At 39.3% G+C, this 14,147-nt stretch carries 10 protein-coding genes; 2 read left to right on the top strand and 8 right to left on the bottom strand.

Annotation, left to right across the window (positions count from 1 at the left end; genetic code table 11):
• The 5 genes from ACM03V_RS05810 to ACM03V_RS05790 all read right to left on the bottom strand — a co-directional run.
• Positions 1-2,212 (bottom strand): Hpt domain-containing protein (locus ACM03V_RS05810; protein ID WP_414619811.1); only part of this gene is annotated, 2,212 nt, incomplete at its 3' end.
• Between the two features lie 105 nt (positions 2,213-2,317).
• Positions 2,318-5,323 (bottom strand): methyl-accepting chemotaxis protein, encoded by a 3,006-nt coding sequence (locus ACM03V_RS05805; protein WP_414619810.1) that lies wholly within the window; start codon positions 5,321-5,323, stop codon positions 2,318-2,320.
• 17 nt (positions 5,324-5,340) lie between these two features.
• A complete protein-coding gene (locus ACM03V_RS05800) occupies positions 5,341-5,871 on the bottom strand; it encodes a chemotaxis protein CheW (RefSeq protein ID WP_414619809.1) in 531 nt (176 codons plus the stop codon).
• Positions 5,872-5,884: 13 nt separating this feature from the next.
• A complete protein-coding gene (locus ACM03V_RS05795) occupies positions 5,885-6,250 on the bottom strand; it encodes a response regulator transcription factor (protein WP_015116941.1) in 366 nt (121 codons plus the stop codon).
• Between the two features lie 161 nt (positions 6,251-6,411).
• On the bottom strand, positions 6,412-7,605 hold the full coding sequence (locus tag ACM03V_RS05790) for a response regulator (protein WP_414619808.1): 1,194 nt from the start codon (positions 7,603-7,605) through the stop codon (positions 6,412-6,414).
• Positions 7,606-8,125: 520 nt separating this feature from the next.
• Between ACM03V_RS05790 and hmpF the strand changes: the two genes are divergently transcribed.
• The gene (gene hmpF / locus ACM03V_RS05785) at positions 8,126-9,862 is read left to right on the top strand and encodes a pilus motility taxis protein HmpF (RefSeq protein ID WP_414619807.1); all 1,737 of its coding nucleotides are present in this window, start codon (positions 8,126-8,128) and stop codon (positions 9,860-9,862) included.
• A gap of 32 nt (positions 9,863-9,894) precedes the next feature.
• On the opposite strand, the gene tilS is transcribed toward hmpF, so the two are convergent.
• The 3 genes from tilS to ACM03V_RS05770 all read right to left on the bottom strand — a co-directional run bounded on the left by tilS (position 9,895) and on the right by ACM03V_RS05770 (position 12,479).
• Positions 9,895-10,911 (bottom strand): tRNA lysidine(34) synthetase TilS, encoded by a 1,017-nt coding sequence (gene tilS, locus ACM03V_RS05780; protein ID WP_414619806.1) that lies wholly within the window; start codon positions 10,909-10,911, stop codon positions 9,895-9,897.
• Between the two features lie 122 nt (positions 10,912-11,033).
• Positions 11,034-11,735 (bottom strand): uracil-DNA glycosylase, encoded by a 702-nt coding sequence (ung, locus tag ACM03V_RS05775; protein WP_414619805.1) that lies wholly within the window; start codon positions 11,733-11,735, stop codon positions 11,034-11,036.
• A gap of 231 nt (positions 11,736-11,966) precedes the next feature.
• On the bottom strand, positions 11,967-12,479 hold the full coding sequence (locus tag ACM03V_RS05770; RefSeq protein ID WP_414619804.1) for a peptidoglycan-binding domain-containing protein: 513 nt from the start codon (positions 12,477-12,479) through the stop codon (positions 11,967-11,969).
• A 117-nt stretch (positions 12,480-12,596) separates the two neighbouring features.
• On the opposite strand from ACM03V_RS05770, the gene ACM03V_RS05765 reads away from it, so the two are divergent.
• Positions 12,597-14,132, top strand: a complete 1,536-nt coding sequence (locus ACM03V_RS05765) for an ABC transporter substrate-binding protein/permease (RefSeq protein WP_414619803.1) — start codon at positions 12,597-12,599, stop codon at positions 14,130-14,132.
• Positions 14,133-14,147: the final 15 nt, after the last annotated feature.

Genomic DNA, 14,147 nt, shown 5'->3' with positions numbered 1-14,147 from the left:
CTTGCTCGGAATCATCTGAAGTTAATTCGGGTAAATTATCTTGTTCGGAAGAAATTGTGAATAAATCATCTTCTTCAGATTCTACAGATTCTTGTTGCTGTGAATCATCTACCTCAACATCAAACAATTCACCATAATTCGTATTATCAAAAACGCTTTCATCACCACTCAGCGCTGATTCCAAGAAATTATCTACAGCATCCCCAGAGAAAATTGAATCTAGCTGCGTCTCTGGTGCTAAATCTAAATTAGTATCTAAATCCCCTAATTCAGGATTTGTAATATCGGCTTCAGATGAGCTATTTTCAGCAAAAATATCTTCAGAATTAGTAGCTTCAATTAGATTCTCTTCTAATGCTTTTGCTACATCTTCATGAGGTACAATTTTCGTTTTTTCCCAGATATTATCCGAATCCTCTACTGATGTATCTGAGGAATCATCGAATAAATTGCTGTCTTTTTCATCCGTTAGCGGGTTGTCAAAATCTCCAAATAACGTATCTAACCCGACATCCTCAAAGCTGGGCAAATCTAAATTATCCTGCTGCTCTACATTTTCTTTTTCCTCGTCTTCAGAAGATTCTCCAAACAAAAGCTCAAAACTACCCGTTTGATTTAAGTCTTCAAAACCAGCGATATAATTATCGGATTGGTCGTTTTCTTTATCTGTTTCACCGAAAAGCGAATCTAATTCAACTTGATCCGAATTCTTATTATCATCATCTACACCAAGTTCGAGTAAATCGTTAATTGCTTCTTCGTCGCTAACTTCCTGTGTATTTAACTTGTTGCTTGCAGTATCTTTTAAATTTTCTAAATCTAACTCGGAAAAATCTTCGCCAAACAACTGCATTATTGTCATTTCTTCTTTGACAGCTGTTTCGTCATTTTGATTACTTTCTTCTTCAAACAAAAGAAAATCTTCAAATTCGCTATCAGCATTTTTAGAGTTTTCAATATTGGCTTCTACATCATTTCTCTGTGCTTTATTCGCTTTTAGATCGAGAATTTCTTCTTGTTGCCAACTTGCATCAAGCTCTGGAGATTCGCCTTCAAATAAATCCGCAAGAGTATTTAACTCAGATATGCCAACTTCTGGCCCATGAATATCTAAATCGTGAATTACTGTAGCTTCATCGCGATCGACATTTTTATCATCGTTCATTTGATCCGATAGCTCAAATAAAGCTGCAATATTATTTTCGGCTTCAAGGTTATCCGCTTCGCGATCGAGATCATCATCTACATCTGTTAAAAATGAAGCTTCAGCAGCAGCAGCTTCTTGATAATTGTCGGCTTCTGGCTTTAGCAGTAATTCTGTATCAGCCTCTTCTTCAGCTTCTTCAACTTCTTCTAAATCGCCTATTTCTAATAACTCAATTTCTGCTACTGGTAATAAAAGAGACAATTGCTCGCCGATAACAATTTCGCTTTCTCTGTTAGCTAAAACCAACTCAAGCGCTTGTTTAATTTCAGTTATAACGATTTTGGCTAAAATCAAATAAGTATTTTCTTCGTTGGCGATCGCGCTGGTAGCCGCACGACACAAGTGACTCCAGCAAGCTAAATTACGGTTATCTCCCAATTCGGCTAAGTAATCAGTACATTCAACTATTCTTTGCCGATTTTCAGGTGTCGCAGGCTGCTTAAATAGTTGTAATATCTGCCGCAGCTTATTCAACACCTCTGCTTGCAGTTGACTATTATTTTTATCGCCCGATGCAGCTTTTTGCGTGTTTGGTTGCGCTGGTTTTTTAGCAACCGCCAATGTCCCACTCTCACTAGGAGACTTTTTAACAAGCTTATCCAAATGTTCGTTGAGCCAACCAAACACTGGTTCCGCTTCAGCCATCAAAGTATCTGCGGTTTCTTCCGTCAAACCAAACGGCCCGCTTAAATGTTCTAATAGCGCTTTGAGAGTATCGGACACCCCAAGAAACAAAGATTCCAGCTTTTGGTCAATTTTAACTGGATTATCCTTGAGAACCTTGAAGCAGTCTTCAAGACGGTGGGAGGTACGTTGAATGCTACTCAAACCCAGCATCGCCGCTCCCCCCTTAATAGAGTGAGCGGCCCGGAAAACTTCGTTAATTAAATCCGGGTCATTAAGAGTACTTTGAAGATTTAACAACCCCTGCTCGATAGTGTTCAGGTGGTCTGTGGCTTCCTCAATAAAGTATCCTAAAATGCGCTGTTGTTGTTCCGGTAGCATAATCGTCAGTCTTTGTAAGTTATGAGTTATGAGTTATGAGTTATGAGTTATGAGCTATGAGTTGTAATTTTTATTCCTCACTCATCACTCCTCACTCCTAACTATTTATCGTGATTCAGCAGTTTCGACTCGGAAACGTTCCACGGAGGAAATCAAGTCGCGGGATACACCCACTAAGTGCTGCAAGGCTCCAGATACTCGTTGCGCTTCTTGGGAAGTTTCTTGTGCGGTTAATTCTACCGATTGCATTACCTGAGCAACAGCACGGGATGTTTCCGTTTGTTCCACAGTATCTGTAGTAATAGAGCGTACAAGTATATCGATCCGATTCGCAACTTGAATAATGTTTTCCAAAGAACGTTTTGCTTCTTCAGCTAACTTCGTACCTTTGATAACCTGTTGCGTTCCTTCTTCCATTGCAGTCATTACAGAGCCGGTTTCGCTCTGAATTTGCATGACAATTTGTTCGATTTCCTTCAAAGACTTGGCTGATTTATCGGCAAGCTGACGTACCTCATCGGCAACAATCGCAAATCCCCGTCCCGATTCTCCCGCACGTGCAGCTTCAATGCTGGCGTTAAGGGCTAATAAGTTAGTTCTCGAAGCAATCTGAGAAATTAAAGCAACAATTTTGGAAATTTCCTGGGAAGATTCTGCCAATCGTTTTACTTTTCGAGTTGTTTCAGCAACAGTTTCTCTAATTTCGAGAATACCTGCCACAGTATTTTCCACCGCTTCGCCACCTTTGAGAGCAATTTCGCTGGCATCGCGGGCTACTGCTTCGGCTTCTCTAGCTGCTTCGGCTACCCTTTGAATCGAATCAGTCATCACCTGTACGGAATTCAGCGTTACCGCTAATTCTTCCGCTTGTCGTAAAGCATCGCTAGATAGAGCGCGGGCAAAAGTCTCGGAATTTGTCGCTCCTTTTGTAACTTCTCTTGCTGCTACTTTCACCTGCTGGACGATATCCCGGAGGTTTTGAATTGTTAAGTTGAAAGCATCGGCAACCGCTCCGAGTACGTCGGCTGTTACTTCAGCCTGTACCGTTAAATCTCCTCTGGCTGCTCCTTCCACATCATCAAGCAAACGAATCACTTGACGCTGTAAATTCTCTTTGGCTTCTTCCTGCTCAGCCGCTTTGCGTGTAGCTTCATGGGTTGTAGTAAAAATTACCCGTGCCATTTCATTAAAGCCAGCAGCTAATTGTCCGAATTCATCTTCAGAATAAACTGTGGCTTGAGCGCTCAAATTACCTTTACGTACAGAGTTAAACTGAGTTTCCAAATCCTTTGTCGTGCGGCGCACTTGACTTAGAGTCAGGTGTCCCATTGCTCCCGTAGTCACAAAACCGGCTGCTCCTGCGGCTAATGCCATCATCCAACCAGTGTTGCGTATGGATTCCCGCTGATTTTCCGGAGATATACTTGTTGCTCCAAAACTGACAACCGCGACTGCTACAGAAGAGACAACACCTACTATCCCAGCAGTTAACCATTGCTTAGTTTTTAACGGAGCATTTTCTAAAGCTGCAAAAGCTCCTTGCTCGACATTTACTTGGGCTTCAACTTTGCTGTCGTCATTTTGAGTGAAAACTGGAACAGCTTCTTGGGAATTGGTAATACTAAACAGTTCTGCATCCCTTTCTGCTGCGGGAGCATCATCTATACTGTCTCCGAAATCATCATCAGAAATACCACTACTAATTTCGTCGTGGGAACTTTCTATGTTTTCACCGCTCAAAGCACCGTTAGTTCGTAACGAGCCAGAGTTAGGCATCATTTCGGAAAATGGCGGACTTCCATTCGATAAATCAAACGCTGAAATGTTTCCTAAATCATCAAATTCATCAAAGTCATCTAAATACTCGATGTTATTGCTGTTATCAGTACTGCTACTGCTGCTATTAACAGCTTTAGCAATACTCCTCGTATCTTGATTATTATTTGCAAAATCTTCAGCACCGAAAACTTCTTCAAATACATCTAAGTCAAAGCTGTCATCGGTTGGCTGATTTTGAGATACCGCAGATTCTTCTGATAATTCTGAAGACTCTGAAGATTCTAATTGAGAAAAGTCTTCTTTAATCGAAGACGCTTCCGAAAAACTGTCTGGGATATTTTCTAAATCCCTGGCTTGAGATGAAAAAGTTTGTGCTTGGCTATCATTTCCTGAAAAATCATCGCTAAAAAAATTGCTTGGCAAACTAAAGCTTTCACTATCTTCGCTCTTGTTATCCTCGAAGAATAAATCTTCCTCTTGCAAACTGCTGCTAGGTGGCAATTCGTTTTGTGCAAATGTATTTGGCTTAGGATTAAGTTCGGGTTCGGGATTATCAGCTGCTTCCCCGTTTGAAAAAGGAGAGTATTCTTCACCCTTTAAGGAATTTGATGCTTCTGTTGACTGTTTTGAATTATTGTCCGACATTTCCTCTTGCCAAAAAGAAGGTAACTCAAGTTCTGGTTTTGAGACACCTTCATCGTTTTGATGAATATCTGTTTCTAAACCTTCTTTTTGAGCAAAAGGATTATCTTCACTGATATTATCTTCTTCAAAATTTGGTATAGCATCAAATACTTGACTATCAGAACCTATATCAAATGGACTTTTTGAAGCTGATTCGTTTAACAATTCCGTAGGCTCTTCATCTTCCAATTCCGAATTGTTCTCCAAAGAAGAATCCGAAGAAAAAGCAAAGTTGTTGCTATCGGAATTACCTTTACCACTCAAATCAAATGAATTATCAACAGAGGCTATTCCCTCGTCAGCAGAATCCGATAAATCTATATCATTATCATTGCTTCCACCATCAACTTCAAAACTTTGAGCATCTGATTCAATTTGATAATGACTAATATTTTCTAAACCGTTGCGAGCAAAATCAACAAGTTCTTGGTTGCTAGTTAAATTCAATACTGTTTGATATGCTTCTTTAGCTATATCAAATTTTTGTAATACATAATACACGTGACCCTTTAGCAAAGCAGCATTTGGGTCTTGTGTTGAATGCTGCACTACTTGATCTATAAGTTTCGCAGCCTCTTCATAATTTTGATTCACGTAGGCTTTATAAGCCTGCTGATACATTTGTCCGTAATCTATACTAGGTGCCATTTATTGCCTCCCTTCGGTTATCCAGCCCAGCGGGCACTCCGTAAAATTGCCATCTGGTCGAGTAGTCGCAAACACCGTTCTATATCGGCATCTTTTGACCACTCTCCCCTTAAAAAAGGAGCCATAGTATCTGGCACATTGGTAGGCGCACTTAGATGCTGAACATCAAGCCAATCCATACCTCCGATTTCTTCCACTGCCAAGCCCACTATCGTGTCTTGTTCTTCAATTGCAATCACTGAAATTTCTGCTCTATCCGTATTCAATGCAGTTGTTTCTCCCAGAAACTGACCCAAGTCAGCTACCCAAATTACTCGTCCTCGTAGATTTAAGGTACCCAAAAGTAAGGGAGAAGCATTAGGAATCGGGGTAATTCGATCGGGACTTAATTCAATTACCTCCTTGATGCCAGTTGCCGGAAGTGCAAACTCCTGATGCGAGGGGATGAAAAATCTTAGATGTAACTCACCGTCCTTACTTTCCACTTCCAATTCAGGACGAAACTCGTCTTGTCCGCCACTTCCTAAAAAGTCCGGTTTGCTATGCATATCTAACTCATCCTTATCCTCGCAGCAGTTGTTTGACTGTTCCTACCAATTCAGTTGGCTGAAACGGTTTGGCGATATAAGCATCAGCCCCTTGCTTCATTCCCCAGTAGCGGTCAAATTCTTCTCCTTTAGAAGAACACATTACTACCGGCACGTTTTGAGTTTTTGGGTCGGACTTGAGCCTCCTGCAAACTTCATAACCATTCATTCGGGGCATGACGATATCTAAGACGACTAAATCGGGACAAATACTTTGAATTGTCTGTAGTGCCTCTAGTCCATCCGAAGCATGAGTGACTGACAAGCCACTTGCTTTGAGGAGGTCTGTAATCATTTCCCTTTGAGCGATCGAATCTTCCACAATCAGAACTGTACTCATATATGTCTCATTACCTCCCGATGTAGATGTCCCTTGAAGGAACATTCCCTTGTCTCCCCGAATCATCTTGTATAAAAAAACTATTTATTCACAGAATTACTAAGTATTTTGATATTTGTTTAAATCCCAGTTCGTGATAATATTTTTTAGCCTATATTTGCTTAAATCAACAAGTACCGCATTTCATTTATTGGCGATCGCCCCGATTTTTTATCGAGATATTTTTTAATTAACAATAGCAGTTCAGTTGACTCGAAAGGCTTTGTTAAGTAATCGGTAGCTCCGACCATATTCGCCTTGGCTCTATCAATATAGCTACTTTTAGCGCTAAGCATAATAATCGGCACGAGCCGGAAGGCGCTGGAGTGTCGCAACATTGCACAAAGTTGGTAGCCATCCAAATCGGGCATTACAATATCGCATAAAATTAAATGCGGTTGGAGTTGAAAAACTCGGTTGAGTGCCTCTAAAGGATTAGTAAAGGCGATTGCATTATAGCCTTGCGTTTGCAAAATAGACTGCACCGTCTCGCAAATAGCTAGTGCATCATCAATACATACTATGCCTTTTATCGATTGATTTTCTTGGGAATGCTGCTGACTCGAATGATTATGTGTCAAAGATGACTTGTTCTCGATTGATACTATGTGTATCAAACCCTGCTGTACGTAAGGATATATAGCTTTCGCGAGTGTCAAAACATCTCGATTAAGGAAACGAGCAAGCTGACGTAGGGAAGTTTTACCATCCGCCCAATGCTGCAATTTTTCCACCGTGGAAGAAGCCAAGGAGGAACGCAGGCGCTCAACATCGGTCAATACAGGACATTGATCCGGAGACTGAATATAGGGATATAGCAGTTTCCACTCTTGCACCTGTTTGAAAACTTTGTTGAGTAGAGGAGCAATTTCTAAAGTAGTCAGTTGCGGAGTTAATGGTTTGTCCAACTCAAAAATAAAACTGCCTTCACGTAAACTTAATAAATCGAAAAGAGTTTCATGCACCAAACCTTGGATGATACTACGAGCCTGAATCGGATTAATAATATCTTGCTCCAACAGTCTCCATAAATAACCATACTCCGGTGCAGAAAGCGATTTATCGGAATCGGTGGTTGGGAGTGTTTCTTCTCCTTGCAGATTAATTCGGTAATATCGCAAATAATCGCGAAGACGAAATACACTGCTATTGGCTTCTTGAGAGTAAACTATTTGACCGTTGAGAAAAAAGATAAACCAAGTCCGAGGTAGTGATTCCTCAGTATAAGCTTCAACAAACAGTAACCCCGTTCGCTGTCCTAACTCAATCAATTGCAGGATGCTGCGTATATCAATTTCACTTAAATTTCCCTGCATTTAGCAATTCGGCACTCCTTGTTATCCATTTTACATTCTTTGTTCATTGTGCCCAAGTTTTTCAACAGTTAACACTCCCTGATGAAATTATTAATTTAAAATAAAGATAAATGCTGTCAGGATAAGGCTTTTAGTGATTTATTTTTTTTATTAGGGAGTAGGTCAGAGGTTAAAGGTTAAAGGGAATGGGGAATGGGGAATCTAAGAGGTAATGGGTAAGGGGTAGAGAATGTTTGTAAAGTTCAAATCATCAGAATGCCGAAGTTCCCCCACTCCCAGATCCGGCGTTCCCCAAATTCCTAAAGTGTTGGTAATAATACGGTAGCCATCCCCAGCTTCACAAGTACAAAATGTAGAGACGCGATGGAATATTATTAAAAATCAATATGCGATTATTCAGGGCGCATAGGACATTTTTACTTGCTTGATTTTTCCACTCAAAGTTAAATGAAGCAAATTAATGTCTTAATCTATCGTATAAATTAACACTTATTCAAGTACATCAATAAGGGTTTGCGGTGTGCTGTATTTAGCTGAAGTACAAAAACAGAAAGGTGGCTTGCTTGGTAGTGGAGCCAAAACCGAATTAAAACTGCTGGCTTGTCAACGCAATGACCAGAGTTGGAATACGGTAAGTGAAGAAGTAATTACTGCTGAGGAAGCGAGTAAATTAAATGATGGGGCGCTTGTATTAGCTGAACTTAACGCAAATCGTCAGGTACAGCGACTGCAAGAAGCTAGTCGTCCGCTGGTAACAATTTTGCAGAATTTTTCCCGTCAATTGGAAAAATTCAAACTCAAAGAAGAAGAAATAGACCAGTGGAAAGAGTCGCTGACATTTCAAGGGCAGGAAATCAGCCGCCGTGAAATGGAGTTGGAAGCGCGGGAAGAAGAAGCCCGACAAATCCAAGAAGAAGCGCAAAACATAGACGCAAAAATTCAGGAAGTTGAAAGTTCTCGTCAGGAAATTCAAGGCTTGCAGGAGGAAATCCAACGCAGCCGTGAAGAGCTTGAAGGCGCTTGGGAGCAATTGCGAGGCGAACAGCGTCGCTTAGAAGAATTTCAGTCGGAAGTTAAGCAGGGAGCGGTTTTAGATGAAGAACAAGCCCAGGTAATTAGCGATTTATTAGAAAAACTCTCTAATAATATTACTCAACCTTCAAGCGTTTGCGAACATCTCGATTGTGCATTCGAGATGGTTGACAATCAGCAAGCTGTTTTAAGTCCTCATTTTCGACAACTCGAAAAGCAAAAAGCCGAAGCTAACGAGCAGCAAGCACAAGTAGAGCGGTTGTCTGAGGAACTTCAAGAAGCTAATTCTTCTTTACAGCAAGCTGAAGTTTCGCTATACGAACAGAAAGCAGAGTTGAAATTAAACACTGCTAGTCTTGTAGACAAACAAAATTATGTGGGGATGCTGCAAGAACAGTTGCAGTATCAACAACAGCTACAAGAGCAGGTGAACTCATTTAATAAAACTTCTAATTCGACTGAAGAAGAATTTATTTTAGACTTTGATGCGGAAGCTTTAAAATCCTTGTCTACAAAACAACTGCAAAAAACAGTTGAAGACTTGCAGCAAAAGTTAAAAATCGATTCGGGTTTTGTTGAGGAACAAGAACAAGAACTTAACTACAAGCAACGAACGATAGAAGAACTGCAAGAAAAGATAAGTTCAGCTTCACAAGAAGAACGTAGCGGATTAGAAGAAGAACTTACAGATGAAAAAGACAGCTACCAGATGCTCAACGAAACTTTAGTTGGGCAGCGTCGTAGTTTGGTAGAACGTCAGGAATCGCTCGATCAACATAAAACTGTTCTGGCTAAGCGAAAACAACAGGCTGCCTCACAAAACAAAGTTGATTTAAGTTTGATACTAGAGCAAGTTGAACAAAGACGACAGAAGTATTCCGAACAATTGGAAAACTTAGAAGCTCAAATCGAACAAATGCGTCATGAAATTGATCGAGCGCAGCAGGCGATCGCAGTTCAAACCGAAGAAATTGTGAATAAGCGTCAAGCATTGCAAGCGATGCAAGAAAACTTCTCCGCATTGCAAATTACAAATTCTCAACTTTGGGCTAGAGTCAATCTTTATGAAGAAACGCTTCAGCCAATACAAGATTCCTTGGAAAGTATGCGGCACAAACTGCAAGGCACCAGTGACGCTTTAACGCAAGTACAGGAAACCGGCGATTATCAACTCCAAGCGATTACAGATATGCGTTCTTCTATCGAAAGCTTGATTGCTCAATAATAAAGATGAAGCATCAAGGATGAACTATGGTTTTATCCTTTATCCTTCATCTTTTTTTTTTGCAAACAAATATATTCACCCGAAACGAAAGCTACAGTACCTCCAGGAAATGGATCGGTTTGCGATCGGTTTGGTGCCTTAATTAAACCCACTATTTTTTCAATATGCTCAAAACTAGGAGCAATTAACATTATTTTTTGTAACACTTGACGTATAGCACGACGCTGCAATGCTAACGGAGCTTTTTGCAATACTTGACGATTTAAGCGTAACAGCGTTAAAGAATTTTCAACATAATCTATATCAATAACTTCAGCCTTTTCTCGCAATTCCCCAGCAGCTTGCTCCAAATATTCAACTTCTGCTTGTAAAAGTTCTGCTGTTCTAGCTAAATTTGACTCTACTTTCGGGTTAAATTTTTCTTGTAAATATGGTATCAACTCCTGACGAATACGATTGCGAGCATATTTCAAATCTTGATTTGTCGAATCTTCCCAAACTTGCAATTGAAAATCTTGACAAAATTGACCTGTTTGACTGCGAGTAACTTCCAAAAGCGGACGTACAAGCATAATCTCATCGTTAAGCGGACGCTGCCAAGTTAAAGCCTGCAAACCATCCGCACCGCTACCGCGCATCAAATTATAAACTAAAGTTTCCGCCCTATCCGTTGCAGTATGTCCCGTTAAAATGCACTGATAATTATTTGATAAGGCGATTTGCTGTAAAACTTGATAGCGCCATTCTCTTGCTGCGGCTTCACTTTTCAAAGATTGAGAAGCAGTTTCCAAGTAAAAAGGTATACCCCATTCACCTGCAAGTTGTTCCACATAATTAGCGTTTGCCTGCGAGTCATCCCGCCAACAGTGGTCGCAATGAGCAATAGCAAGCTGCCATCCCCATTTAGGTTGCAAATCTAACATTAATTGAGTTAAGCATAGGGAATCTTGTCCCCCAGATACTGCAATTAACAACCTTTGATTGCGCTGTAATAAACCACGGGAACGAATAGTACGATGTATGTTTGCGTGTAAGGAAGTCCACACCATTTAATCAATTATCAATTATCAATGAACAATTATCGTTAATCATGCAAATAGCGAGAATCCAGAAACCCGGTTTTTCAACATCTTCAATTTTTGCAAATTATAATAGGATCGGTCTATTTGTATTAATTGATAACTGTTAACTGCTCACTGATATTTGTTAATTGATAATTGATAACTGATTTTTCTGCTTGAGACAATGCAGAATTGATTTTTGAAAAAGGTTTGCTACCAAAAAAGCCGTTACGAGCAGAAAGTGGGGAGGGATGCGCCGATTGAATGACGGTGTGACGATTGGTATCTATTAATTTCAGCTTGTTTTTTGCATAGCCACCCCAAAGCACAAAAATTACAGATTCTTTTTGGTTAACTTTGCTAATAACTGCATCTGTGAAAGTTTCCCAACCTTTGTTTTTATGAGAATTGGGAGTATGTGCTTCTACAGTTAGTACGGCATTAATCATTAAAATACCTTGTTTTGCCCAGGGTACAAGATATCCACTATCGGGAATATCAAACCCCAAATCGTTTTTGAGTTCTTTATAAATATTAACTAGCGACGGCGGAGTTTTAACACCCGGTTTTACTGAAAAGCATAAGCCATGCGCTTGATTTTCACCATGATAAGGATCTTGTCCAAGGATTAAAACATTTACTTGTTCTAATGGTGTAAGTTCAAAAGCCGAAAATACATCTTCTTGTGGAGGATAAATAGTTTTTGATTTTCGTTCTTCTTCGATAAAATTTTCCAGTTCTTTAAAATAGGGTTTATCAAATTCTTCAGCAAGTGCAGTTTGCCAAGAATCAGGAAGTTGAGAAGAAATCATCGGATTTTAGATTTTAGATTTTGACAACGGATGCGTTTCTTTTGGATTTTGGATTTTAGACTTTAGATTTTGGATTTTAGATTTTAGGTTATATCGCTAAACCTAACCTATATTAAAACTTAAAGCGATGATTTGACATTGTTGGAGACGTAGCACTGCTACGTCTCTACATAGATTACGCATTTGATTCTTCTATTTAAATCAATTGGAATATTACGGTAAAGACTAAATTTATAAACCTAAATGACTAATTAATGCTGCAAGTTCCATCAGATAATCCCAAGTTTGAGAACCAATGACTCCATCTAAGACCAGTTTTTTATCATTTTGAAAAGACTGAACTGCTTCTTGAGTTTGAGATCCAAATACACCATCAATCTTTCCAAAGTAATACCCGTCGAAGCCTAAAGTTTCTTGAATGAAGGGAGAAAATTTCAGAAGGCTTTGGACTTTAGCAACATCATCGCAGTAACTACCAGGATATAGCAAAGGTAAATCGGGACGTTGACCTATGTAAAGTGCTTCCCAAGTTACTACTCCTACAATGCCATCCTGCTTTAAAAAGGTGCGATACTGAAAGACTTCTACTGCTAATAAAGTTATTTCTCCGAATTCACCATCAATTACCAAACTTGGAACATCAGGAACTCTTTTAATTAAGAATTTTTGCAATTGTTTGACATAATCCCCAGAAGCACCAAATTTTACGGTAGGTTGTTTGATTTGAACGGGACTTGGAATCATAAGTTTTTCCTTGAATTCTTTACTGTCATAGAACATCAAGTCGATGCTTGGCGATTCCGTAGATTAACAAGGTACACTAACGGGTACTTATTTTAATTGTACGTATTGATACTTTTGATGATGTTTAGCAGTAAAAAAAGGCAACGGGGAACTCTTAACAGGGAACAGAAGAAACGCAGATTATTTTTATTTACGGTAATATTGGCGATCGCGATTCTTTTTGGCGATTATCATTCTACTATTGCTTCATCAGTGGGTAAGGAAACGCTGACAATGATTACTTCCCCCGATTATCCTCCTTACGAATTTTATGAAACGAAAGACGGGGAACGTAAAATAGTTGGTTTTGATATTGATATTGCTAACTATATAAAAAAGGAATTGGGATTTAAGCTCAAGATTGCCCAATCGGATTTTAATGGTTTGATTCCCGCACTGCAAGCAAATCGCGCTGATTTTGTCATGGCTGGGATGACTCCAACTCCACAACGTCGCGAAAATGTGGATTTTTCGATTATTTATTATGAAGCTCAGGATACTATTGTTGCTTCTAAAAGTAGTAATTTAACTAAGCCGGAAGATTTGTCAGGTAAAATTGTCGGGGTACAGTTGGGGACAATTCAAGAACAAAATGCTAAACAAATTGCCGAAAAAGTACCGAATATCAAGTTAAAACAATTAAATAAAGTACCGGAAATAGTCCAGGAAATCAAAGCTGGAAGAATTGATGCGGCGATTGTTGAAGATACTGTTGCGTTGGGATTTGTAAAAGCTAACCCAGATTTACAGTTTAATGTTATTCCTTCAATTGAAAACGCATCGGGTTCGGCTATTGCTTTTCCTAAAGGTTCGCAGTTAGTTAAACCATTTAACGATGTTCTGCAAAAAATGAAAAATAATGGTGAATTGGAAAGGTTGAGTAAAAAGTGGTTTTCTGCAAATCTAACTGAAGAGCCTTTATCTACTAATTCACCTCCGGCTGCTTCCAAAGGATTAAATTTAGATTTTAGACGAATTATTCCGGATATACCTTTTATTCTCAAAGGAATACCTTTAACTTTATCATTTACTTTATCTTCAGTATTTCTTGGCTTATTTTGGGGAACTGCATTATCATTTTTCAAAATTTCAGGTATTAAACCACTCGGCTGGTTTGCAAATGTTTATACTTCTATTTTTCGAGGTACACCATTGCTTTTACAGCTATCTTTAGTTTATTTTGCCACACCTCAATTAACGGGATACGATATTTCAGCTTTTCAGGCAGGAGTATTTACTTTTACCTTAAACTCCGGTGCTTATATGTCGGAAACGATTCGCGGTGGTATTCAAGCTGTAGATAAAGGACAGTTTGAAGCTGCAATGTCTATGGGTGTTTCTTATCCGATGATGATGTGGGATATTATATTACCCCAAGCTTTAAAAAACATTTTGCCTGCATTAGTAAATGAAACTATCGGATTATTAAAAGATTCTTCTTTAGTCGCAACAATTGGTGTAGTAGAAATTTTACGTAGCGCTCAAATTGTTGGTGCAAATAAATATATTTATTTTGAACCTTTATTGTTTGCTGGATTGATTTATTACGTATTAGTGATGGGTTTATCCTTCGCTGCTTCTGCTTTGGAAAGAAAATTGAGAAGAAGCGATTGAAGCCTTAAACAAACC

Origin of the sequence: Calothrix sp. CCY 0018 (assembly GCF_963920925.1) — a bacterium.
Taxonomy (GTDB): domain Bacteria; phylum Cyanobacteriota; class Cyanobacteriia; order Cyanobacteriales; family Nostocaceae; genus Rivularia.
This window is presented reverse-complemented; position numbering and strand designations above follow the sequence as displayed.